The following is a 19,552-nucleotide window of genomic DNA, read 5'->3' as shown; positions in this document are numbered from 1 at the left end:
CTCGTCACTCGATGGCGGCCCGGAATTGTTCGTGCAGAGCTGCGGCGAGCTCGCGGACCTCGGGTACGACGTCGGGGTCGACGATGATCGTTACTGTCAGCGTGCCCGCATAGGATAGTGCCGCGAACGCGACGCCGACGTTCCCCGCGGTGACGGTGATCGGGGTGATGCCTGTGATCGGTGCCCCGGCGATGACGACTTGCCCAGGGGGACCCGGGAGGTTCGTCAGGAACGAGTTGACGAGTCGCTGACGGTCGACGAACCACCGAAACAACCGCAGCGCGGCCAGGATCCGGAAAAGTGGTCCGATCACTGCGGAGGACGTACCTCGGGTTCGCATCTTCTGAACGCGGGTGACGCCCGAAACCGTGGTCAGCCGGTCCTGAAAACTTCCTACCAGCGGTACACGTACCGGCATCACACCGACCTGGTTCCCCAGGTGCCCACTCGTTGCCGAACTCCGGGCCGAGACGGGCACCGACACCACCAGCTCCTGCGGAAACTCCATCCGCTCACGTAGGAGTTCGGCCAATGCCCCAGTGACGGCGACCAACAGAACATCGTTGACGGTGGCCCCCGACCTCCGCCCCGCTGCCCGGACACCGTCGAGACCGACGTCGACGGCCACTAACCTGCGACGGGGGCCGGTGGCAGCGTTCAGGGAACACCGCGGAGCCCACCCGCCGCGACCACGACCGAGTTCGGCCCAGCCGCCTCGTATCCGAGCAATCCTGCGCGGAACTCGGCGCAGCGTGCGGCACCGTTCGCAAACGCCGTCGACGAACCGGCCCCGAGGCGGGGCCGCCGACGGCGGGTTCTCGTTATCGGCGGCCGGTCCAGTCGCGTCCGCGCCGTCGACCAGGCGCGCGAGCACGGCGAGGCCACCGATCCCGTCGGCCACGACGTGATGCAGCACCAGCACCAGACCGGTGTGATCGTCGATGAGACCGGTGACGACGACCGCCCGCCACAACGGTCGCGACCGGGGCAGCGGCCGGGTCACCGCGTCCACCGCGATGGCCAGCGCAGCGTCACGGTCCCCCGGGCTCGGGCACCGCACTCGGGACACATGGGCGTGGACGTCGACATCGGAGTCGTCGACCCAGTACGGCCGTCCCGGACCCCACCGTGGCGTGGCCAGGCGCTGCTGCAGGCGCCGAATGCTGGTGAGCCGTCGGGTGAACGTGGCCTCGACGGTCGCCGCGTCCACCTCACCTTCACCGGCAACGAAAAGTATCGCGCCGACGTTCATCGGTACCGGTCCGACGTCCGAGACGAGCGTGATCAAGTCGCCCGAGCCGAGTTGCTCGCGACGGTCGTCGGCCATCATTCGGACGCTGCGTCAGCCGCGCGCGACGAGGCGAGGAGAGTCAGGACACCACGTTCTATCGAGTCGGACAGGTCGGTGAGGTCCGGTGTGGTGTCGTAGTCCCCGGTGAGACCGAAGGCGAGATGGTCGCTGTAGCTGAGGATCGCGATCCCGATCCGCAGCCGCAGCGCGATCGGCACGTACGGAAAGATCTCCAGGATCGTGCGGCCCATCACGTGTCGTGTGGCCTTCGGTCCGGGGACGTTGGTTGCGACGGCGACGACACTGTGCTGAGGGAACCGGGTGGCGAGCCGAACGGCCCAGGCCATCGGCATGAACGGCCCGTACTGGGCGACCGCGGTGAACGCCTTGCCGCCTTCTGCTTCCTTGCTCGCCTTGTGCGTCGTGAGCCGGTCGTGGACGGCGACCAACTGCGCGACCGGATCGTCGATGTCGACCGGCAGGAAGGGAAGCATGAGCGAGACCTGATTGTGGATCGCATGTTCCTCGGTTGCGGAGCGGACGGACACGGGAACGAGTGTGCGGACCGTGTGCGGGTCGGGGTGCTCGCCCCGTTTCAGGAGCAGCTGCCGCAGTCCGGTGGTGATCGCGGCGAGCGCGACGTCGTTCACGGTGACCCGGTACGTGGTGCAGATTTCGCGAACGTCATGCATCCTGACTCGTGCGGCGCAGTAGCGGCGCTGGCGCCCGATCGGTCCGATCAGCGAAGTGTCCGTAGACGAGGTCAGCATCTCGGACAGCAGGTGGGTGAGGCCGGTTGCGACGCCGATACCGGCGGCTGTCAACCTGCGCGGAACTGCCAGTGCCGCCGAGACGAGTCTCAGTTGCCGCATCGGGGACAGGAACTCGATCGTCGAGCGGATCAGGCCTTCGATGATCGCGAGGCGTGTGCCTGCGGTCGGTACCGGCTCGGCGTCGGTATCGGCCTCTGTGGTCCTCGACGTTTCGGCCACGACTTCGTCGCACATGGCCTCGAACAGTCTGGTTCCGGTGATCCCGTCCGCCATGCAGTGATGAATCTTGGTCAGTATGGCCCAGCGGTCGTCGGTGAGGCCTTCGACGACCCAGCATTCCCACAAGGGGCGGTCACGGTCGAGTCGGTGCGCCATGACCCGGGCGACGAAACCGAACAGGGACTCCTCCTCCCCTGGTTCCGGGACGGCGACCCTCCGCAGATGGTGGCCGAGGTCGAAGTGCGGATCCGGCGACCAGGAGGGTGCGCTGAAGTCGAGTGGGACCGTGTGAACCCTGTCTCGGGCGTGCGGGAGCTTCGCGAAACGTGCGGCGACTGTGTCACGAAATTCGTCTTGCCCGGGAACGGGGCCCTCCATGATGGCGAGAGCACCGATCGTCAGGCTCGCGTGTGGGTCGGAGTCCTCCGTCTCGAGAAAACCCGCGTCCAGGAAGCTCAAGTTGTCGTCCACTGGCTCTGGCCTCACCATTCGGAAATCGTCGTCGTCTTCCTGTGTTCGACATCAATGGGCGTCAGCTGACCGGCCACCCGGGGGCCTTTCCGAGGTTCCTCCACTCGCGGTCCCACTGTGACATCCGGTATCTCGTTCCTGCCCAGCGAATTCCGATCAACATCGTGAGACAGATCGTCGCACCCGTTGTCCACAATGCGAGTGCGGCGCCCACGGCCTCGAATGCGTTCTCGGTGCCTGTCTTCGGCGCATCGACGATCTTGCCGGCAGGGTCGATCCACATGCTGATCGTTTGCCCCGCCTTCGCTTCCGGCGCGGTCAGTACCTGACCGGTGCGTGTGGTCCCATCCACTGCCCACCGGGCCGGTGCCTGCCCGGTGGCACCCGTTGCCGGGGTGGTATCCGCCAGGTTCACAGTTGCGTCCTCGAGGAGCACTGCCGCGATCCGATGCCGGTTTTCGCGGTCGACGCGGGATTGGTCGTCGAGGCGTGTGTGAGTGGCAGTTCCGAAGGCTGCGGCGAGGGGAACCAAGATCAGCACCAGGGCGACGACGACGAGGAAGACCGAGGATTCGAGGCGATAGCTTCCCCGCATCAGTCGGTTCCCGCTCCACGGCCCCAATCGACACATCCGCGCTACCAGTGTCTGTTCCCCGATCATGGCGACCTCCTGCGATTGCTCCTTCGAGTGTCGCGCCGGAACAGGTGCCGATGTAGGGCCCAAGGTCATCGCTCTGGTCGGATCGGTCCGGCGATCAGGAGGGGACATGGGGTTATGTGCACCAAGGCTGCGCTGGTCGAGCCGAGCGTCATCCCGGAGAAGCCGCCCCGTCCGCGGCTGCCGATGACGATCATCTGGGCTTCGTCGGCCATTTCGAGGAGGTGGCGAACGGGTCGGTCCCGAACGAGGGTTTGTCGCACCGGGACGTCGGGGAATCGTTCACACCATTCGGCGACGCCGGCTTCGAGCACTGACCGCTCCATGGTCTGCTCTTCACCGACGGGGAGTTTCGACAGGTCCTGGTCGGACCACGCGTGCAGTGCGATCAGTTCCGTGTTGTGGAGGGAACACTCCTCGAACGCCAGCCCGACGGCCCGTGCACTGCTCGGAGATCCGTCGACGCCGACGACGACGGGTCCCGTGCCGTCCGCGACTCTCGACCAGCCGTCGATCACTGCTACCGGGCACTGCGCATGACGCGCCACGGCCGAGGTCACGGAGCCGATCAGCCCGTCGGTGAACTCGCCGAGTCCGCGTCTGCCGAGTACGACCATTATTGCGCCGGCGGATCGGTCGACGAGTGATCCCGGGGCGTTCTGATGGGACACTTCGGCCCGAATGTCGATGTCTGCGTCTGCGGATCCGGCTCGGGCGGTCTCGAGTGCTTCGGCAAGGTCCCGCTCGGCTCGGGCGTGGAGGATTTCAGCGAGTCGCGGCCCATCTTGTGCACCGCGGTACGTGATGCAGGACAACAACAGTAGCGGCGCCGCGCGCACTGTAGCCTCACGTGCGGCCCACCGCACCGCATCCAGCGACGACCGGGATCCGTCCACTCCCACAACGACCCCCGGATCGACCATGGTGACCTCCTCATCGATTCCGCTCGCTGCCCGAACCGCATTCGTGTCATCGATCTGCGTCGCATCGTTGGGTTGACGCTCGTCGTATTGTCAGGGGTGGCAGCCCTCCCCTACTCACTGGACAGGTTTCCCTGCGCCGGCCGTTCTCGAACCAGGACTTCCGATAACGGGCGTCTGGGTGTGGGCGACGGTTCCCCCACCCCGGTGCCCGCTCCCACCCTGATCAGAACCTGCGGCATCCCGTCCCCGGAAGACAGCTCCCGCAGCATTGTCCGTGTCGCGGCGCGTTCGGTCAGATGGGTGACGGGGCAGGTGGCGAGTCCGCGGTCCGTGCAGGCGAGCAGAACGGCGGAGAGTGCTTCGCCGCTCCGTAGCCAATCAAGTCTCGAATCCGTGGATGTGGAGAGCAGGAGGATCGCGGCGCGGTCTTCCGACGGGCTGCCGTCGGGTGTGCTCGCGCGGCCGGGTGGAAACTCACGTGAGAGGTGCACCGAGTGCTGCTGCGAGTCGGACGGACGCGCCTGCTCCGGCACTCCGTCGGGGAACAGTCCGCGCCCCGACCACCACCGCAGTTCGGCTTGGTAGGTGGGGTCGTCGTGCCGTAGACCGGTCATCCGGCGTGATGCGTCCTCGAGTGCGGGACGGCTTCGCTCGCCGAGGTCTTCGAGTTCGACGCCTGTTCCTGCAATGATTCGCACCAGCTGCTCGAGTGTCTCCGTCCACGCGGACGGTGCGTCCAGTGGCAGACGTTCGGTTCGCCTTCGTTCGATCGCCGCCGCCATTCGGGCGACGAAATCTGTCGGTGTCGGAGCCGGGACGAAGCCGATCGTCGACAGGAGTTGCCGGTCGGAAGAACGCGGCAGCCGCTCGATTAGAGGACGCCAGCGATTCGCCGCGAATGCGTAGTCGAGGTGATTCAAGGCCGCACCACAGGAGATCACCATCTGACGGCCAAAGCCATCGGTGGCGGGCAGCAGCCGGTCGGGATCGCTGTACAACCGCAAGGTAGTGCCCATCACCCAACGCCACGGTTGGCTGTTGTGCAGCGACGGCGCGCGGCACGCCAGCGCCACAGCTGATTCGACTGTACGTCGGTCGGGTACCACGGGCAGCTCTCGCGTGTTCACAGTGTGTCCGTGTGTGTGGTGGGTGCTCCGCCGGTCATCGTGTGTCTCCTGCTTGTCCTGGCTTCGAGTGTTGTGCTCGCGACTCGGTGGCTCTAGGGCCGTAGGTCATCGACACCGTCCCGCGGAGACGGCACGGTCCGACCAGTGCATCTGCGGTTGATCACTGTATGAGCACGACCCACACGGTCGCGGCTGTCACAGCGACCGGTGGGGCCAGCCACGCCGCCAGCGTTACGGCGAACCGGAACGAACCGATAACGGCGGCGAGGACCAGTTTGGTGAGCAGGTTCGTTCCGACGGCGACAACCGCCGCCACGGTCGCGGTGTCGACGGTGATCTCGGCACCCGCCGCGGACGCCGCGGCGAGCGACGAGGAATGGGCATCGGCCAATCCGCCGACAGCCGATGCAGCGACCACACCGCCACCTCCGAAGCTGTCCGCGGCGCCCTTTGTCATGACGAGGAGGACGAGCAAAATTCCTGCCAGTGAGAGTGTTGCCGGAACCGAGATCGGGCGGTCGAGCAAACCCGTGGCCGGCTGTGTCCCCTGGGCGCGGCTGCCCGACGATCGGTCGTGCGAGCTCCGGAGCACGAGAACGGCGGTCTCCGCGACGACGAGTGCGGCAGCTCCGCCGAGTATCAGTGCCAGCTGTGCCGACACCTCGGAGTTGACGACCCAGGTGATACCGACGACGAGCAGGATGGTGGACAGATTCACGATCAGTGCCGCAGGTAAAGCATCCGGCGAATCCCGTTCTCTGCGCGCTGTCCGTGCCATGACGGCGGTGGTCGCAGCGCCGGAGACGAACCCGCCGCCGAAGCCGACGATCAGCAGTCCCCAGCGTGGGCCGAGGATCCGGGTGGCTACATAGCCCACCCAGCCGATCAGGCTCAGCATGAGCACCAGTCGCCCGATCGTCGCAGGGTTCAACGCGCCGTAGGGTCCGACGTCACGGTCTGGTAGTAGGGGGAGGACGAGGAAGCCGATCGCGAGCAGTACGCAGAAGTCCGTGATGTCGCGTTCGTCGATCATGTGCTCCGCGAATTCGTGCATGGGGTATTTGACGGAGAGGAGGACGAGCACGATCACGCCGAGCGCAACGGCGAGTGACGGATAGTGCCAGGCGAGGGCACCGAGCAGGAAGGCCACCAGGGCGGCGAACGCGGTGGTGGTCCCGACGTCCGGTCGCGGCGGGATATGGGTGCGTACCCAGTACCAGCCCACGACGAGGGCGGCGATCCCCACGAAAGCCGCCGTGACCACGGCGGTGCCGAGGTGCGCTGCGATGGCGCCGGCGAGGGCTATGAGCGGAAAGGTACGTGCGCCGGGCAACTCCCAAGACCCCGGGTCCGCACCGTCGGGTGGGGTGCGGGCCGCGTGTTCCCGCTCGATTCCCAGCCCGAGCCCGATCAGCAGGGCGGCGGCGTAGCCGTAGGCGTGGAACTCAGCGATGTCCACGGTCGCCGAACTCCGTGGCGCGATCATGAACCGAACCGGTGTCCCGGTGCACTTTGCTGATCATGACCGGACAGCGGGCCCGGTGAAGCATGTCCTGGCTCGTCGACCCGAGGATCGCACGGCCGAGCGCGCCGTGCCCATGGCTTCCGACGACGAGAAGTTGCGCGTCCTCACACCAGCGGAGCAATACCTCACCTGCACCACCGGACTCGACAATCTCTCGCACGACCACGTCGGGATATCGCTCGACCCAGCCGGCGAGACTTTCCGCCAGAACTGCCCCTTCCCGTCGGCGTGCCCCGATCCCGACCGCGTCGTTCTCGGTATCGTGTGGAAAATCCGACCTCCACGAATGCACCGCGATCAGCGGCGCGTCGAATCGCCCGGCGAATTGGAAGGCGTCGGCCACGGCGGCGACACTGCATCGGCTGCCGTCCACACCGACGACGACCGCGCGTCGGTCGGGAATCGCGTGCTCTTCGGCTCCCCGCCACACCACGACCGGGCACGGTGAGTGATGGGCGAGTCGCAGCGCCGTCGCATTCAGATACCCCTCCACCGGGCCTCGTGCCGTCGACCCGATCACCACCATCGACGCTGAGTCCGCCAACGGCAACAGGATGTCGGCCGCCGTCGACCCGGTAGGCAGGGAACACTCCACGGCGAGGGCACGCCGGTCGGCCCTGATGCCGCGCAACGCACCGGCCAGGAACGTTTCCGCTGCGATGCGGTCCTCGTCTTCCGACGGCAGGGGCCTGGGTTCTGTGTAGAAGACGGGGGGTGGGGTCAGCACGTGAACCAGGTGCAACGTTGTTCCCTGCTTCTCGGCGACGGCGGCGGCCCAGCGCGCCGCGGCGCGCGCGGCCGTCGAGCCGTCGACTCCGGCGACGACCGGGGCGAGAGAAGGTGTCCTCGCGTCGGTCACGGTTATCTCACCACATCGCGCTGGGCGAACCCCACGAGCGCGACTCCGAGCAACACTGCAATTGTGAGCGAGGAGACGGATGCCGCCGCGAACGAGAACCCATGGCGCAACGGATCATGGCCGGCGTACTGATAGAACGGTGAATATCGTTGCCACGGTGCCAACCACGCCACTACAGGCCCGAGCCCGTTGAGCACATATGCCAGTATCGCGGCCACGGCAGGAACCGAACGACTCAGTGCGGGGCGGCCGGTGACGGCGCCGATCGCGAATGCGAGTGCGCCGAAGACCAGCGCCAGAAGCGCCAGGTGAGTCATTGCCGCCGCGACGTTTCCCACCGGCAGATCCATGTCGGCGAGTATCCCCTCCCCGAGCAGGGCGAGTCCCATGACCGCCGTCAGTGCCACGGTGCCCACGGCGAGGGCACCGAATTTCTCCGTCAGGATTCGCCCGCGGCTCAGGGGCGTGACGAGCAACTGATCGAGCGTTCCCCGCTCCTCCTCTCCGGCGACCGCCGCCGCGCCCGTTCCGACGGCATAGATCGGAAGCAGCAATGGACCCATGAACGACAGCAGTTCGATCTCGATGTATCCGACCGGGGTAGACATGTCGGCCCCGGACATCGCGAACAGGGCACGAAACGCCTCGGGCATTTCGTCGAGGAACTGATTCATCGACGGCTGGTCGCGAACACTGGGCCAGATCGCCACGTACATCGCCACCAACAGCGCGAGCCCGACGACCCATGCAGGGAACGCGCGGCGCTGATCGTACAACGTCTTGGTGAGCACGCTACGCAGCATTTCGGTCTCGAATCTCGTAGAACGCCATGAATGTCTCCTCGAGGTCGGCCTCGGCGCACTCGAAGTCGACGATGCGGAATTGCGAGATCCGACGAATCAGGGCGTCCAGCGCTGACTGCGGTGCACTGCACGTGAGCGACGTGCCCGCGACGGTGAGGTCGCGGAGGCCGGCCACTTCGCGGAAGTCCGATTCCCGGATCGGCGTCGCACATTCGGCGGTGACATGGTGCAGCGACTTCTGGCGTAGTTCGTGAAGACTCTCGACGGCGATGAGGCGACCCTCCCGCAGTACACCGACGCGGTCGGCTACTTGCTGAACTTCGCTGAGTACGTGAGACGACAGCAACACCGTTCCGCCGGATGCGGTGTGCTCGCGAACGATCGCATGGAACTCGTGCTGCACGAGCGGATCGAGGCCGCCGGTAGGTTCGTCGAGAATGAGCAACTGCGGGCCGGACATGAGCGCGAGGACCAACGCGAGCTTCTGGCGGTTTCCTTTCGACATCGTCCGGACGGTTCGGTCGAGGTCGAGATCGAGCCGATCGGCGAAAACTGTCGCCGCTTTGTCGCCCGGCTTGCCACGCAGGTGTCCGAAGTACGTGATGTGCTGGCGGCCGGTCATGCGGTCGTACAGTGCCAATTCACCGGGGACATAGCCGATCAGACGATGAACTGCGGGCGCCGCCGACCATGCGTCGAGGCCGAACAGCTGGGCCGATCCGGCAGTCGGACGAAGCAAACCCACGAGCAGACGCAGCGTGGTCGACTTTCCGGCGCCATTGGGTCCGAGATAACCGAAGACCTCACCCTCGACAATATTCAGGTCCACCGCGTCCAGGGCGAGCACGGAGCCGAACCGCTTGGTGAGGCCGACCGTGCGAATGGCGATGTCGCTGGACATCCTCTCAGGCTTACAGCGGGTAGTTGCCGTAAGTAGGGTCTTCCGACCCGAATCGTCTGCGGGTGTCCGGCAGTGACCATCGGCCCTAACCTCAGGCCACCCGGAAGGCGAAGACTGAGGTGGACGCACCGACTGTCCAGACTGGGGCGGCCTGGAGTGCGATTCACCGAGGAGGCGATCGTGGACACCACCATTCCCGACGAGAACGTCGTCCGCATTGCCGTGGACCTCGCCTGCCGGGCACCGTCGGTACACAACAGTCAGCCGTGGCAGTGGACGTACGCCGACGGGCAGCTCGACCTCTACACCGAACGCGGCCGGCTCTTGGCTTCCACGGACCCGTCGGGCCGGCAACTGGTCGTCAGTTGTGGTGCGGCGCTGAATCATCTCGAGACGGCGTTGACCGGGCTCAAATGGTCCGTCGACATTCGGCGCGTCCCGGAGGGTCCGCACTCGGGGCACCTGGCGACGATTCGGTTCCGCCACGACGCCCGGCCTCAGTCGCACGACTTCGATTTGCTTGCGGCGATCCGGCATCGATATTCCGACCGTCGGCCCTTCGGCCCGGTCAGTCTGAAAACCCCGCTGCCCGTCGCGTTGACCGATCTGGCGCGGGGCATGGACGTCCACCTGACGGTGCTGGGGCAGGACGCTCGTCCGACACTCGCGAAGGCGACGGAGCTGACCGCGGCCGCACGGAAATACGACTCCGCCTACCAGGCCGAACTCCACTGGTGGGCTGGTCATTCCATTCCCCAGGGTGGAATTCCGGCGAATTCCCTCGCAACTGCGGAGAACCGTGACCGCGTCGACATCGGACGCCGCTTCCCGGCCGGCCGCGACAACGACGCGGGAACGGCGATCGATCGCTCGACCGTTCTCGTGTTGAGCACCGAGACCGACGGCCGCGGTGCGTGGCTCCGGGCCGGTGAGGCCCTGTCCGCGGTGCTGCTGGAGGCTACCGTCGGCGGTCTCGCGACGTGTCCCTTGACGCACACGACCGAACTCCGTCAGAGCCGGGAGATGATCCGCGGACTACTCCCCGACCGCGGCTTCCCGCAGGCCCTGATTCGGGTGGGCACAACTGAGAAGAAGTCTCCGCCACGGCAGACTCCGCGACGCCCCGTCGAGTCAGTGTTCTCGATCGGCCGCCGTCACTCCGCTCGTTGACGATTCCGGCGACACCTGCGCACGGTCAGGACATTCGGTCGGAGGGCTCACCGATCACCGACAGCACCGCCGACACCGCCGTGTCGACAGCTCGGCCCACCGCGGGGGAGAGCCCGCGGCCACCGCCCAGATCAGCGACCTCCACCGCCAGGACGATCATTCTGTGGGGCAGCCGATCGAGCACGGCGCCGAGGCGGATTGTCTGGTCGAGCGCGATTCCGTGTGTGCTGAACGTCCCCGCCCGAACGTCCCCGAGTTCGTCCGGAGTGAGCCGATAGACCGTGCCGGGTCGAGGCGGGTCGCATACGACGGCGTCCACGATGACGGCCAGCTGCGCACCGGTCCACGCTTCGAGCAGAGTGGCCGGGTCCCCATCGGACACCGACACGTACACGTCCGGGGCGACGTGGTCCGCGACCTGCCGCGCAACCGCCGGGCCGATCCCGTCGTCGCGGCGGAGATCGTTTCCCAGCCCGATCACCACGACGGTCATCGGCGGTCGACTGTGAGGGTCAGAAAGTGGGTGGCGCAGGAGATGCACGGATCGTAGTTGCGGATGGTTCGTTCGCAGAGCGTTGTCAGATCGTCATCGGCCAGCATGAGATTCCCGTCCACCGCGCGCCGTAGATCGTGTTCGATGGCAGCCTGATTCTGCGAGGTCGGAGGAATGATGGTGGCGGCGCGGATCAATCCGGTGGGATCGAACTCGTATCGGTGATACAGCAGTCCACGGGGTGCCTCGCTGACCCCGTGCCCGACCGTGCGTATCGGTGGCCCGGCGGTGAACGGCTCCGCAGGCCGCTCGTAGCGGTCGATGATCCGCAAGGCTTCCTCGACGGCGTAGACGACCTCGACGGCGCGGACGACGATGCTACGGTAGGGGTTTCGGCACTGCGCGCCCAGCCCGGCGTCGGCGGCGGTCTGCGCCGACACTCCGGCAAGCTGCGACGAATTGAGTGAGTATCGAGCCAGTGGTCCGGTGAGGTAGCGGCGGCCGTCGAGCTCGGCGTGGAGTGCGGTCGAGTGCGGCACCTGACGCTCGACCACGTGTTTCGGGAATTCGTCAGCGGTGCAACGTAATCCGGTCGACGACCAGATCTCGCCGTCGTCGATTGCGTAGCGGGAGTCGTCGTGAAGTGCGAGGAGGTCGTGGTCGAGTTCGACGTCGGGGAAGTCGAAGGACGACACCCATCGGACGGTGGCCACGGCGTGATCGAGTGCCGTGCGCAGTCGGTCGGACAGGGGAATCAGTTCGGCTGTGGTCGGCATCCGGTGGAACCCACCGATTCGGACGTTGACCGGGTGGATCGGTCTGCCACCGATCACATCGAGGATCGCGTTTCCGGCCTTCTTCAACGACAGGCCCCGCTCGACGGCCTCCCGATCGCGCCGGGCGAGGGCAATCGAATCCGGGAGCCCCAGAAAGTCGGGTGCGTGCAGGAAGTAGATGTGCAGCACGTGACTGGCAATCCACTCGCCGCAGTACAGAAGTCGCCGCAGATCCCTCACCGCGTCGGCGAGTTCGAGTTCGCATGCCTGCTCGATGGCATTGCATGCGCTCACCTGGTAGGCGACCGGGCAGATACCGCAGATACGCGAGGTGATGTCCGGGGGTTCGAGAAAGTGGCGGCCGCGGAGGAAGGATTCGAAGAAGCGGGGCGGCTCGTAGATGTTGAGTTCGACGCGTTCGGCCCTCCCCTCGCGCACGGTTACGTCGACCCGGCCCTCACCCTCGACCCTGGCGAGGGCGCGCACGGTCAGTTCCCTATTCCGGGGCGCCACGGTCGTGCCCTTCGGATCCGTAGGCCGCTACGTTGAACGTGGCGAAGATGCGGCCGATGGCGTCCTCGTTCATCCCGCACGTGCGCAGCCAACCGCTCATCGCGGCGAGATTCGGGTCGGTGGTGGGACCGAAGCAGCCGTAGCACCCGCGGGAGACCGACGGGCACAGCGCCCCGCACCCGGAGTGGGTCACCGGGCCGAGGCACGGTGTGCCGTCGGCGACCATCACACACGTCAGTCCGCGCCGCTTGCACTCGGTGCACACGCTGGTGTCGGGGATGTTCGGTCGCCGGCCCGCCAGGTACGCGGTGATGACCTCGAGGAGCTGACGCCGGTCGATCGGGCAACCGCGTAGCTCGAAGTCGACGGGGACGTGCGCCGAGATCGCAGTCGAGGTGGCGAGGGTGTCGATGTACTCGGGCCTCGCGTAGACCACCGACAGGAAGTCGTCGATGTCGGCGAAGTTGCGTAACGCTTGGATGCCGCCGGCCGTCGCGCAGGCCCCGATCGTGACGAGAAACCGGGACTGCGCCCGCACCGCGCGGATGCGGTCCCGGTCGGCGGCCGTGGTGATCGACCCCTCGACCAGCGACAGATCGTACGGGCCCGCGGTGATCGTGTTCGACAACTCCACGAAGTGGGAGATCTCGACGACCTCGGACAGCGCGAGCAGCTCGTCCTCGCAATCGAGCAACGTCAGTTGACAGCCGTCGCAGGAGGCGAACTTCCACACGGCGAGTTTCGGTTTGGTGTTCGGTGGTGCGCTCATCACAGCTCCGGTACCCGTAGGAGTGGTTCGGCGGTGGCGTAGTCGACGACGGGACCGTCCCGGCACAGCAGCAGTTCGCCGAGCTGGCAGTGTCCGCAGGCCCCGACGCCGCATTGCATGTTCCGTTCCACGGACACTTGAATGTCGCGCGGACTCACCCGGTGGTCCGTCAACGCCCGGGCGCAGAACCGCATCATCGGCTCCGGCCCGCACAACAGTGCGGTGGTGTGTTCGGGGTCGACATCCACCCGGTGGAGGGATTCGGTGACGAATCCGACGCCTCCCGTCCATCCCGCGATCGGCTGGTCGATCGTCAACTCCACGGTGAGGTCGGTGCGGGCCTGCCATGCCGCGAGTTCGGTGCGGTAGAGGATGTCGGCGGGGCTGCGCGCGCCGACGACGAGAGTGAGTCGGCGGAACTTCTCTCGCGCGGCCAGTGCGGCGAGCACCACCGGGCGTAGAGGCGCCAACCCCACGCCCCCGGCGACGATCACGAGGTCGCGGTCCGAGCCGGCCGGCAGGTTCCAGCCCTGCCCGAAGGGGCCCCGCACGCCGATGATCGTGCCGAGCGGGGCGTCGTGGAGTGCCCGGCTCACGGCCCCGACGTCGCGGATCGTGTGGACGAGGGTTCCATCGGTTCGGGAGGGGTCTCCGGACACCGAGATGGCGACCTCGCCGACCCCGTGGGCGTACAGCATCATGAACTGGCCGGGGGTGAACCGCGGGAGCGGCATCGGAGGTTCAGAGGCCGGGACCAGGGTCATGGTGACAGAGTCGCGTGTCTCCACCGAACGGGACACGACCCGGTATCCGGTCGGCAGCATGCGGTCGGCGGGCACGACAGTCACCGTTCCCCTCGGTTCGCGTAGAGATCGAGCAGGCGGGCGCGGGTGGACTGCAGTCGGGCGATCAGCACCCCGGACAACGCGCGGGTGACGGCGTATCCGAAGTCGGGTTGGGAGAGCGCCATCTCCTCGAGCGCGGCGACGTCCACTTCCGCGGCGTCGGTGGTCGTGGTGGCCTGTGCATCGAACTGCCACAGCTGCCGGGTGCCGAGCCAGGACCAGCCGAGAACGTCACCGCCGTGCAGAGTTTCGAGTGCGACGGTGCCGCGGCCGGGTACCAGCGTGGTCAGGACGACACTTCCGGTGCCGAGCAGCCAGCACCGGGTCGCCGGCTCGTTCTCGCGGAAGACGAATTCCCCCGCGGCGAATCGAACCGGTGTGCTGAGTTCTGCGAGCCGCAGCCGGTGCCCGTGGTCGAGGTGGCCGAGGGCAGGGGGCAGCGGCGCTTCGTCGGCGTTCACCGTTGCTCCCGGTCGTCCTCCGGCCGATACGCGGGCATGAGCTGGACGAGCCGTGCGGCCTCTTCGGTGATGTCGATACCGACTGGGCACCAGTCGATGCACCGTCCGCATCCCACGCACCCGGAGCTGCCGAACTGGTCGAACCACGTGCCGAGTTTGTGGGACATCCACTGCCGGTACCGGCTCTCCCCTGACGTCCGGACGTTCCCGCCGTGGACGTGGCTGAAATCGGGTTCGAAACACGACGACCAGTGCTGCCAGCGCTCGGCGTGCTCGCCGGTCAGATCGGTGACGTCCTCACTGGTGGTGCAGAAGCAGGTGGGGCACACCATGGTGCAGTTTCCACAGGTCAGGCACCGGCTGGCGACGTCCTCCCAGACGTCGGCTCCGCGCGCGTCGCGGAGCAGGGCATGAAGATCCACCTCGGGCATTGCCCGTCCCATCCGGCCGGCTGCGGTGCTCACGGCGTTCCGGGCCTCGTCGACCTCTGCGGTCGCGGCGGTGTGGTGGGCGACCTCGGCGAGGACGGCGGCACCGGATTCGGTGCCGGCCTCGACGACGAAGCGGTGACCGTTGTCGTCGAGGCGCTCGGTCAGTGCCAGGTCGTATCCGGGCCCTGCCGCCGGTCCGGTCCCCATCGAGGCGCAGAAACACACACCTCCGGGTTCGGTGCAGTGGGCGGCCACGATGAACAGTTGCCGGAACCTGCGGGCGGTGGTGCTGTCGGAATCGGGGTCCGGGCACAGCACCCGCCGCAGGACCGCGATCGCCGCGAGATCGCAGCCTCGGACCCCCACGAATGCGTAGGGCCGCTCGTCGGGTGCCGGCGCGATGAAGGCACCGTCCCGGTCGACGGACCACTGCTGCTGCCGTGGCGGGTGGAGGAAGCGTTTCCACGACTGTGGGCCGGCCGAGTGGCCGAAGACCGCGGCGTCGTCCCGCCGACGCAGCCGATACGTCCCGGGTCCGGTCGTCACACCCCAGCCGGACGGCAGCTGCGCGCCGGATTCGAGTTCGGCGAGAACGATGGCCGAGTCCTCGACGGTGGGACCGACGACGCAATAGCCGCGGGCGCGGAGTGTCTCGATCAGTTGGTCGAGGCCGCGGCGATCCAGAACACTCGCATCGGGGTGCACGGTCGGTTGCCCATCCATGCGCTCACTCCTTTGCCGACCCGGCGGGTGTGGGCCCTTCGTCCATTGAGCCAGGCGCATCACCCCGGAACCAGGGCCGTTCGGCCTTTCCTCGGTTCGTGTCGAAGCCCACCCCGGCGGGCCCGGTTATTCGGTGAGGTGAACGCTGCTGTGAGTGGCCGCTTCCACATCGGCGGCGGTGAGCTCGATCAATTGGTGGGCAAGGTCGGCCAACGCACGTGCCGTGGCCAGTTCGTCCCCGATCTCGGGGATCTCGGTGTCCGCGGGATTCCGGCGTGCGAGCCCGACCCCGACGAGGGTGTGGGTATCGCGGGTTCGGAGCCGGGCCTGTGCCCGGGTCTTGGATCCGCCCTCGTCGGCGTCGTGTTCGTCGATGACGATCTCCACGGACCACTTCTTCTCGTTCATGTTCATCGGCCTCCGTTCGGTGTGGACGCGGTGTCGCGCCCGATGTGGTTCTCGGGTATGGGGTGTGCCGCGATCACGAGGCCACGACCACCCTCGTATCGGTTGTCTTCGCGCACAGCCCGAGGACGGCGCGAAACCCGTCGGCTATCGAATCGGTCAAGGCGGCGAGATCCGGGACGGCATCGGCGTCGGCGTTGATCCCGACACAGCATCGTGAGGTGTAGGACATTAAGGTGACGTTGAACGCCGATCCGAGTGTGGGGCTGAACGCGTAGTAGTGCAGAATCTCCGACCCGGCGATGAACAGTGGCACCGGCGATCCGACGACGTTCGAGGCGACGAAGTCGACGTGTTTGAGCATGTTTCCGAGTGTCGAGGCCGGAAGCAGGTTCAAGGCGCCGGCGATCGTCGGTGACAGCGGAATCGCGGGCTCACGGCGCCACGCATCGACGGTGGCGTGTACCCGGCGCATCAGCTCGGCGGGGTCGTCGATATCGGTGGGTAGCGCAAATCGTGCCAGACTGATGCGGTTGCCGCCCAGCGGGTCCGTCTCGGTGCGCAGGCTGATCGGCAGCGTCATCCGCAGTTTGCGGATCTCGGCTCCGTGCAGTCGGTGATACTTCGCCATTCCCAGCAGGACAGCAGCCAGAAACGCGTCGTTGATCGAACCGGCGGCCGCCGCGGCCGCCTGAGCGAGCGCTTCCACCGGCACGTCGAGCACCGCGCAGTGACGCCGCGTGCTGCGTTTCGTCATCACCGGGGACAGCGTGGAAACCACGGGACGCGTGAGGCGCAGTGCGGAGCCGGCGAGCGCGGTCGCTTCGCGCCAGGTGGCTCTCGGCGCACGAACAAGCCGAACACTGTTGCGGCCCAGAATGTTCGACGCCCGATGGGTCACGTCCGCGGCCGTATCCCGGTACCAGGAGAGGCGGCTCGGCGGACGAGACGATCCACCGTGCGGCACGGCCGTCGCCCGGCCGGCTCGTGGTGCGCCTTCGCGGGTGAAATCCACGATCTCCCGGGCTATCTGCATTCCACTGACACCGTCGGTGAGAGAGTGATGCACTTTCATCACGAGGGCGGATCTGCCGTCGTTCAGCCCGTCGAGAATCGTGAACTCCCAGAGCGGGCGGCGCTTGTCGAACGCCGTCATCTCGGCGGTCCGCGCGAAGTCGAGAACCCCGTCCCATGTTCGTGGTGCGGCGAGGGTGTAGCGGCGCAGGTGCCAGCTGAGGTCGAAGTCTCGATCGTCCGCCCACCGCGGCGGCGCCAGGCCCAGCGGATCCTCGATCGCCGTCCGCCGGAAAAGGGGAACCAGGTCGACCGCTCTGCGCATCATATCGACGAATCGGCTCTGATCCGGACTGCGGTCGAGCAGCGCGACAGCCACGATGGTCGATCGGAGGATCGGATCCTCCTCCATCCGCCACGACATGAAGTCCGTCTGGGTCATGTATCGCTGATTCGTGGTGATCACGTCGGTCAACTCGCTCGTGGATCGGGTCTGCGGTCGGGCTGGGTTGATGGGCTCGGGGTGGCCGCCGGGGACTCGATCCCTGTGGTTCCCGGCGGGCCACGGAGTCACATCGGCATCATGTGCATGGGTGGTAGAACACCCATGCTGTGCAGCCACATCATGAACATGTGGAACATCTGCATCGCATCCATCACGGTCACCTCCTTCGACGTGCGCTCAGGTCAGGGTGTCGTCCCGGCGCGCAGAATGGAGAGGCGACTCCGGTATTCCTGCTCGTCGATCTCGCCGCGTGCGAACCGATCGGCAAGGACCGCCTCGGCACTGCGAAGCGGCGGTGCCCCACCGGGCGGTGCCGGGAACGGGTGACTCACATAACGGATCAGCAGGATGATCCCCACGATCAGTAGGCCCCAGAACAGCGCCATCCCGGTGAACATCAGTGCATACCCCCAACCGCCGAAATCGTTGTCGTACATCACGGGGCGGCCTCCTACGGTCTGTTCGGCGGTGTGTGTCCAGGTCGGTCCGCCGTACTACCAGTGTCCAACCGTGCGAGGGGTCGTTCACAGGGTCTTTCGGCCGTTTCCGGTGGTTTCGCCCCGGCGGAATCAGGGCGCCGTATCCGGCGTTGTATACAAGCATTGGTGGTGGCATCGGGCGACCGCCGAAGGATAGAAGACGTGCACACCATGACGAACCCTCGCGAACTCGCCGCAGGAAATCCGCCGGCCCGCAAGCGTACGGTAGCGCGTCCGGACCTGCCCACGCCCAGCGTGATGCTCGTCGATCCTCGGTTCGGTGAGCTGGCCGGTCAGTTCTTCCGACTGTTCGGGCAGCCCACCGACGGGGGTGGCGCCCTCGCGCTCTACCTGCACGGCGAGCCCGTGGTCGACATCTGGTCGGGATGGGCGGCGCGCGACACGCGCTGGCAATCCGACACCGTGTCGGTGTCCTTTTCTACTGGCAAGGGTGTGGCGAGCACGGTGCTCCACCGGCTGGTGGACCGCGGGCTGATCGACTACGACGCACCCGTTGCCACGTATTGGCCGGAGTTCGCGAGTGCAGGCAAGGAGTTGGTGACGGTACGGGAGCTGCTGACCCACCGGGCCGGGCTGCACCGTGTGCGCGGACTGGTACCGGGGCCGTCCGCCCTGTTCGACCACGACAGCGTCGTCGGCGCTCTCGCATCCGCGGCACCGGATCGCCGCCGCGCCGTCATGCCTGGCTATCACGCCGTCACGTTCGGATCACTGGTCGCGGAACTCACCACTCGGGCGACCGGCTCGTCGTTCACCGACCTGGTCCGCACCGAGATCGCCGAACCCCTCGGAATCCGCGAGTTCTGGTTCCAGGTTCCCGCGGAGGAACGTCACCGCATCGCGAAGTCCTTCCCTCGCATCACTCCGTTCGGGGTGCCCTGGGAGACTGCGTCCTTTGCTCTGTCGTGCTTGCCTGTGCTTCGGAACATCGCACACGCAGGCATGCCGGAGGGGTTCGACGAACTGGTCCGCAATCCGGCCATTCACGATTACGTGATGCCCGGCTGGAACGGTGTCTTCAGTGCCCGCGCCCTCGCCCGCATGTATGCGGCGATCGCGAACAAGGGCATGGTGGGCGGCAGGAGGTTCCTGACCGAGGAAACTCTCGCGCAGATCGGTGAGGTGCAGACGACGGCACGCGACTATGTGCTCGGTATCCGGATGAACTGGCGCCTGGGCTATCACGCGGCGTTCGTCGCCAGCCGCAATCAGTATCCGCACGCGTTCGGCCACTACGGACTCGGTGGTTCCGGTGCGTTCGCGGATCCGGAGACGGGGCTGTCGGTGGCGTTCGTGACGAACAGGATGGGCGGTGCACTGACCCCGCTCGCCGACCTGCGGCTGGCGAAACTGGGCGCGCAAGCGGAATCGATCGCCCGGCGACTGTGACCCGTGTG

The 19,552-nt window shown here is 66.8% G+C and carries 20 protein-coding genes; 2 read left to right on the top strand and 18 right to left on the bottom strand.

Annotated elements, in window-relative coordinates; all coding sequences use genetic code 11:
- Positions 1-4 precede the first annotated feature (4 nt).
- The 9 genes from WKC72_RS23480 to WKC72_RS23440 all read right to left on the bottom strand — a co-directional run bounded on the left by WKC72_RS23480 (position 5) and on the right by WKC72_RS23440 (position 9,550).
- Positions 5-1,330, bottom strand: coding sequence for a wax ester/triacylglycerol synthase domain-containing protein (locus WKC72_RS23480; protein ID WP_370179568.1), 1,326 nt, complete (start codon positions 1,328-1,330; stop codon positions 5-7).
- On the bottom strand, positions 1,327-2,754 hold the full coding sequence (locus tag WKC72_RS23475; protein ID WP_370179566.1) for a wax ester/triacylglycerol synthase family O-acyltransferase: 1,428 nt from the start codon (positions 2,752-2,754) through the stop codon (positions 1,327-1,329). The genes WKC72_RS23480 and WKC72_RS23475 overlap by 4 nt, the downstream gene beginning before the upstream one ends.
- Before the next feature lie 61 nt (positions 2,755-2,815).
- Positions 2,816-3,349 (bottom strand): hypothetical protein, encoded by a 534-nt coding sequence (locus WKC72_RS23470; protein ID WP_370179564.1) that lies wholly within the window; start codon positions 3,347-3,349, stop codon positions 2,816-2,818.
- Between the two features lie 131 nt (positions 3,350-3,480).
- Positions 3,481-4,335 (bottom strand): universal stress protein, encoded by an 855-nt coding sequence (locus WKC72_RS23465; RefSeq protein WP_370179562.1) that lies wholly within the window; start codon positions 4,333-4,335, stop codon positions 3,481-3,483.
- 110 nt (positions 4,336-4,445) lie between these two features.
- Complete coding sequence (locus WKC72_RS23460) at positions 4,446-5,462, bottom strand: nitroreductase family protein (RefSeq protein WP_370179559.1); 1,017 nt, start codon at positions 5,460-5,462, stop codon at positions 4,446-4,448.
- Positions 5,463-5,622: 160 nt separating this feature from the next.
- Positions 5,623-6,921, bottom strand: a complete 1,299-nt coding sequence (locus WKC72_RS23455; protein WP_370179557.1) for an MgtC/SapB family protein — start codon at positions 6,919-6,921, stop codon at positions 5,623-5,625.
- Positions 6,908-7,846 carry a universal stress protein gene (locus WKC72_RS23450; RefSeq protein ID WP_370179555.1) on the bottom strand — a complete coding sequence of 313 codons (939 nt, stop codon included), beginning with the start codon at positions 7,844-7,846 and terminating at the stop codon, positions 6,908-6,910. The genes WKC72_RS23455 and WKC72_RS23450 overlap by 14 nt, the downstream gene beginning before the upstream one ends.
- A 2-nt stretch (positions 7,847-7,848) precedes the next feature.
- Positions 7,849-8,637: an ABC transporter permease subunit gene (locus WKC72_RS23445; RefSeq protein ID WP_370179553.1), complete on the bottom strand. Its 789-nt coding sequence runs from the start codon at positions 8,635-8,637 to the stop codon at positions 7,849-7,851.
- A 1-nt stretch (position 8,638) separates the two neighbouring features.
- Positions 8,639-9,550: an ABC transporter ATP-binding protein gene (locus WKC72_RS23440; protein ID WP_370179551.1), complete on the bottom strand. Its 912-nt coding sequence runs from the start codon at positions 9,548-9,550 to the stop codon at positions 8,639-8,641.
- Positions 9,551-9,706: 156 nt separating this feature from the next.
- Between WKC72_RS23440 and WKC72_RS23435 the strand changes: the two genes are divergently transcribed.
- Positions 9,707-10,720, top strand: a complete 1,014-nt coding sequence (locus WKC72_RS23435; protein ID WP_370179549.1) for a hypothetical protein — start codon at positions 9,707-9,709, stop codon at positions 10,718-10,720.
- A 25-nt stretch (positions 10,721-10,745) separates the two neighbouring features.
- Here the strand turns inward: WKC72_RS23435 and WKC72_RS23430 are convergent, their stop codons facing one another.
- The 9 genes from WKC72_RS23430 to WKC72_RS23390 all read right to left on the bottom strand — a co-directional run bounded on the left by WKC72_RS23430 (position 10,746) and on the right by WKC72_RS23390 (position 18,092).
- On the bottom strand, positions 10,746-11,213 hold the full coding sequence (locus tag WKC72_RS23430; protein WP_005257892.1) for a hydrogenase maturation protease: 468 nt from the start codon (positions 11,211-11,213) through the stop codon (positions 10,746-10,748).
- Positions 11,210-12,502, bottom strand: a complete 1,293-nt coding sequence (locus WKC72_RS23425) for a Ni/Fe hydrogenase subunit alpha (RefSeq protein WP_370179546.1) — start codon at positions 12,500-12,502, stop codon at positions 11,210-11,212. Before WKC72_RS23425 ends, WKC72_RS23430 begins: the two co-directional genes overlap by 4 nt.
- Positions 12,486-13,271: an oxidoreductase gene (locus tag WKC72_RS23420; protein ID WP_370179543.1), complete on the bottom strand. Its 786-nt coding sequence runs from the start codon at positions 13,269-13,271 to the stop codon at positions 12,486-12,488. Before WKC72_RS23420 ends, WKC72_RS23425 begins: the two co-directional genes overlap by 17 nt.
- Positions 13,271-14,119: an FAD/NAD(P)-binding protein gene (locus WKC72_RS23415; RefSeq protein WP_005257898.1), complete on the bottom strand. Its 849-nt coding sequence runs from the start codon at positions 14,117-14,119 to the stop codon at positions 13,271-13,273. Before WKC72_RS23415 ends, WKC72_RS23420 begins: the two co-directional genes overlap by 1 nt.
- The gene (locus WKC72_RS23410) at positions 14,116-14,577 is read right to left on the bottom strand and encodes a cyclic nucleotide-binding domain-containing protein (protein WP_370179540.1); all 462 of its coding nucleotides are present in this window, start codon (positions 14,575-14,577) and stop codon (positions 14,116-14,118) included. The genes WKC72_RS23415 and WKC72_RS23410 overlap by 4 nt, the downstream gene beginning before the upstream one ends.
- Entirely contained in the window at positions 14,574-15,731 is a 1,158-nt protein-coding gene (locus WKC72_RS23405) for a 4Fe-4S dicluster domain-containing protein (RefSeq protein WP_370179538.1), read from the bottom strand. Before WKC72_RS23405 ends, WKC72_RS23410 begins: the two co-directional genes overlap by 4 nt.
- 126 nt (positions 15,732-15,857) lie before the next feature.
- Positions 15,858-16,145: a DUF1876 domain-containing protein gene (locus WKC72_RS23400; protein WP_005257904.1), complete on the bottom strand. Its 288-nt coding sequence runs from the start codon at positions 16,143-16,145 to the stop codon at positions 15,858-15,860.
- Positions 16,146-16,212: 67 nt separating this feature from the next.
- Positions 16,213-17,625, bottom strand: a complete 1,413-nt coding sequence (locus tag WKC72_RS23395; protein WP_370179535.1) for a wax ester/triacylglycerol synthase domain-containing protein — start codon at positions 17,623-17,625, stop codon at positions 16,213-16,215.
- Between the two features lie 212 nt (positions 17,626-17,837).
- Positions 17,838-18,092, bottom strand: a complete 255-nt coding sequence (locus WKC72_RS23390) for a hypothetical protein (protein WP_370179533.1) — start codon at positions 18,090-18,092, stop codon at positions 17,838-17,840.
- Between the two features lie 213 nt (positions 18,093-18,305).
- On the opposite strand from WKC72_RS23390, the gene WKC72_RS23385 reads away from it, so the two are divergent.
- Complete coding sequence (locus tag WKC72_RS23385) at positions 18,306-19,544, top strand: serine hydrolase domain-containing protein (RefSeq protein WP_370184467.1); 1,239 nt, start codon at positions 18,306-18,308, stop codon at positions 19,542-19,544.
- Positions 19,545-19,552 lie beyond the last annotated feature (8 nt).

This window comes from Rhodococcus wratislaviensis (assembly GCF_041228765.1).
GTDB classification, from domain to species: Bacteria; Actinomycetota; Actinomycetes; order Mycobacteriales; family Mycobacteriaceae; genus Rhodococcus_F; species Rhodococcus_F wratislaviensis.
This window is presented reverse-complemented; position numbering and strand designations above follow the sequence as displayed.

Coding starts and splice junctions, on each gene's coding strand:
- WKC72_RS23465 (WP_370179562.1), bottom strand. CDS start 4,335: ATGGTCGATCCGGGGGTCGTTGTGGGAGTGGACGGATCCCGGTCGTCG.
- WKC72_RS23470 (WP_370179564.1), bottom strand. CDS start 3,349: ATGCGGGGAAGCTATCGCCTCGAATCCTCGGTCTTCCTCGTCGTCGTC.
- WKC72_RS23385 (WP_370184467.1), top strand. CDS start 18,306: ATGACGAACCCTCGCGAACTCGCCGCAGGAAATCCGCCGGCCCGCAAG.
- WKC72_RS23400 (WP_005257904.1), bottom strand. CDS start 16,145: ATGAACATGAACGAGAAGAAGTGGTCCGTGGAGATCGTCATCGACGAA.
- WKC72_RS23440 (WP_370179551.1), bottom strand. CDS start 9,550: ATGTCCAGCGACATCGCCATTCGCACGGTCGGCCTCACCAAGCGGTTC.
- WKC72_RS23405 (WP_370179538.1), bottom strand. CDS start 15,731: ATGGATGGGCAACCGACCGTGCACCCCGATGCGAGTGTTCTGGATCGC.
- WKC72_RS23430 (WP_005257892.1), bottom strand. CDS start 11,213: ATGACCGTCGTGGTGATCGGGCTGGGAAACGATCTCCGCCGCGACGAC.
- WKC72_RS23390 (WP_370179533.1), bottom strand. CDS start 18,092: ATGTACGACAACGATTTCGGCGGTTGGGGGTATGCACTGATGTTCACC.
- WKC72_RS23420 (WP_370179543.1), bottom strand. CDS start 13,271: ATGAGCGCACCACCGAACACCAAACCGAAACTCGCCGTGTGGAAGTTC.
- WKC72_RS23480 (WP_370179568.1), bottom strand. CDS start 1,330: ATGATGGCCGACGACCGTCGCGAGCAACTCGGCTCGGGCGACTTGATC.